Source organism: Faecalicoccus pleomorphus DSM 20574 (genome assembly GCF_000420345.1).
Lineage (GTDB): Bacteria > Bacillota_I > Bacilli_A > Erysipelotrichales > Erysipelotrichaceae > Faecalicoccus > Faecalicoccus pleomorphus.
Map to the genome: position 1 here is coordinate 1 of NZ_ATUT01000038.1, position 2,936 is coordinate 2,936.

General features: G+C 36.2%; 3 protein-coding genes. 2 read left to right on the plus strand and 1 reads right to left on the minus strand.

The window, feature by feature from the left end; genetic code table 11:
* Nucleotides 1-440 precede the first annotated feature (440 nt).
* Nucleotides 441-1,271 (plus strand): helix-turn-helix domain-containing protein, encoded by an 831-nt coding sequence (locus G413_RS11570; RefSeq protein ID WP_022790795.1) that lies wholly within the window; start codon nt 441-443, stop codon nt 1,269-1,271.
* Nucleotides 1,192-2,100 carry an IS3 family transposase gene (locus G413_RS0110410; RefSeq protein WP_244910601.1) on the plus strand — a complete coding sequence of 303 codons (909 nt, stop codon included), beginning with the start codon at nt 1,192-1,194 and terminating at the stop codon, nt 2,098-2,100. Before G413_RS11570 ends, G413_RS0110410 begins: the two co-directional genes overlap by 80 nt.
* A 98-nt stretch (nt 2,101-2,198) precedes the next feature.
* On the opposite strand, the gene G413_RS0110415 is transcribed toward G413_RS0110410, so the two are convergent.
* Nucleotides 2,199-2,372: a hypothetical protein gene (locus G413_RS0110415; RefSeq protein WP_244910576.1), complete on the minus strand. Its 174-nt coding sequence runs from the start codon at nt 2,370-2,372 to the stop codon at nt 2,199-2,201.
* Nucleotides 2,373-2,936: the final 564 nt, after the last annotated feature.

The following is a 2,936-nucleotide window of genomic DNA, read 5'->3' on the forward strand; positions in this document are numbered from 1 at the left end:
TAAATTCTAAATTCTGAAGAAGAATCTATACTTCAATTAATAAAGGACAACACAATACTTTTAAAAAGGTATCACCCGATTTTTTCAGTATAGAACTATAAATGATAGAAATTGACTATATTTCCAAAAATGCTATAATCCAAGTAGGCAAAGGAATATAAAAATTCGCCATCAAAAAACCACTCTTGGCAGAGAGTGGTTTTTATTTTATCTAAAATGACGTATAGAGTGGCAGCTCTATACGTCTAGGCTCATTGCAGAGAATAAAATTAAATTATTCGAGTCAAAAACAGACGTTTCAGAAACAAAAAAAGAGCCACCCAATCAATCCTGGTGGGGTAAATCATGGAGTAAATAAAAGGCATTAGATGATGATATGATCCCACTAAAGTGGACACACGAAATAAATAAACGTGTATCTATGGAGGTGGGATTTTTCTATGGGAAGAAAGCCAAAATTATCTGCTGATATGAAGGTATGTATCTGCAAACAATATCTAGATGGAGAGAAAAGTGCAGCAGAGCTCTCTCAGGAATATGGTATTTATTGTAATACGATTCATAGATGGGCAAAATCATACCAATCAAAGGGTGCCAGTGCATTTGATATAAAATTACATAATGCTGCCTATACGAAAGAGTTTAAACAACAAGTGGTTGAAGCTTATTTGAACGGCGGAGGCTCTATGGAAGATTTGGCTATTCGATATGATATTCCTTCAAGAGAAACGCTACGACGATGGATCATGAAGTATAATAACCTTGAAATGCTTAAGGATTACGACCCTAAGCCGGAGGTATATATGAAAGATCGTAGCAGAAACACAACACTAGATGAACGCATTGAAATCGTAAAGTATTGTTTGGAGCATGAAACAAACTATAAGAAGACTGCCGAAGTATTTGATGTTTCTTACACGCAGGTGTATCAATGGGTCAAGAAGTACCAGTCCCTTGGAGATGATGGTCTTGTCGATCGTCGTGGACAGCACAAGAGCGAAGATCAATTAAGTGACATCGAAATATTGGAACGCAAAGTCAAATTACTGGAGCGCCAGCTCAAGGAAAAAGAAATGGAGAACGAGCTATTAAAAAAGTGCAGGAAATCGAAAGGAGGCGATCTTCTCCAAGGCAAAGAACGAAGCGAAATATCTAGCAGTCAAGGAACTTCACGAGGAAAAAAATTACAGCATTCAATGGATGTGCAAATGCTTAGGTATCAGGCGCTCCTCATATTACAAATGGCTAAATCGCTCGATTTCCGACAATGAACAGGAAGATATCGAGTTATCAGATATCATCGCAGAATATGATGAAAGGTATGGCGGCATCCTGGGGTATCGCAGAATGTGTATGTTCATCAATCGCGATTATGATAAGCACTATAACGTGAAACGGATTCACCGAATCATGAAGATCAAAAATATTCATTCAACCATTCGAAGAACAAGAACATGTTGCACAGTCGCAAATAAAGCGGATCAAACAGCTGCGAACATACTTCATCGAGAATTTGAAGCATCGAAGCCGAACGAAAAGTGGACTACGGATGTGACAGAATTCAAGGTGCCACATGCAACAGATAAGCTTTATCTGAACGCATTTATGGACCTGTATGATCGTTCGATCATTGCGTGGGCAATTAGTAAGCGAAATGACAATGCGCTAGTATTCGATACGTTTGAGCAGGCAATCAAGAATAATCCAGGCGCGCATCCGTTATTTCATTCAGATCGAGGATATCAATATAAAAGTCCGATATTTCAAAGTAAGTTGAAAGAACAGGGAATGGAGCAATCGATGTCAAGAGTAGCCTGTTGTTTGGATAATGGCCCTACGGAAGGCCTATGGGGAATCATTAAAACGGAGATGTATCAAATGTACGAGATTCACGATAAAGAAGATTTAATTGAAGCTATTGGCAAATATATCGACTTTTATAACAATCGTCGTTATCAATCGAGATTCGACTCCAAAACGCCTATGGAAGTAAGGAATGAAGCACTGGGCAATGAGTCACCAAATCAGTATCCAATTGCATTCAATCCTAGAATATCAAAATATAAGGAATCACTTAAAAACAAAGCCCAATCAGCATAATACCAATTGGGCAGGAATTTTTACTTATTTAATGTGTCCACTTGACAGGGACCAGATCAGATGATTCTGGTGCCTTTTATTTTTTATTCCGTTTATGCTTATTTTATTGATTTTAAATCATCAATATAAAGACTAACTTCACCACAATAAGGACATACTGCCGCTTTTATTTTTCCTAGATCTTCACTAAAAGTTCCTTGTCCTTTTGAAAGAATAACTGGTGCAACTCCTGCTAAAACAGCTGAAATTTTTAGCCCATATTCTTCTTTCATTTCACAATTACAACGAATACATTTTCTCATATACTATATATCCTCCATTATTTCATTAATTTTATTATACAGTACAATCATGTTCCGAGGCATATTACTTGGTACAAAATAAATAATATTAAGTATTGATACAGTTTTTGTTTATGCCATAATTCAGTTAGGCTAAATGGATATCAAGCCTGTGCTCGAGAAAAAAACACCTTCGGCAGAAGGTGTTTCAGCTTGTTGACAAACTACCTAATTTGAGATCTGATAAAAACATTTAAAAAAAAGTGGTAGGAAAAGTCTAATTTATGATTTGTTTTGAACCAAATAAAACTTAAATTCATCTTTTTTTTAATAAAAGTGGAGTTTAAAAAAGGCCGAATGACAAAGTCAGCTCAAAGAGCGACTTTGTCAACGGCCTGTGATAATGGATATTATCTGTAGTTTCTTTCTTTGAAAAGATCTTCTTTAAATCTTCAGACCAATTCCATGTTCAAGACAATATTTGCCCAGCTCTACTATTTTTTCCTCTTTTGCCTTATCCATATATTTACCCATAATAAAAGGAGAGGCTCCCCT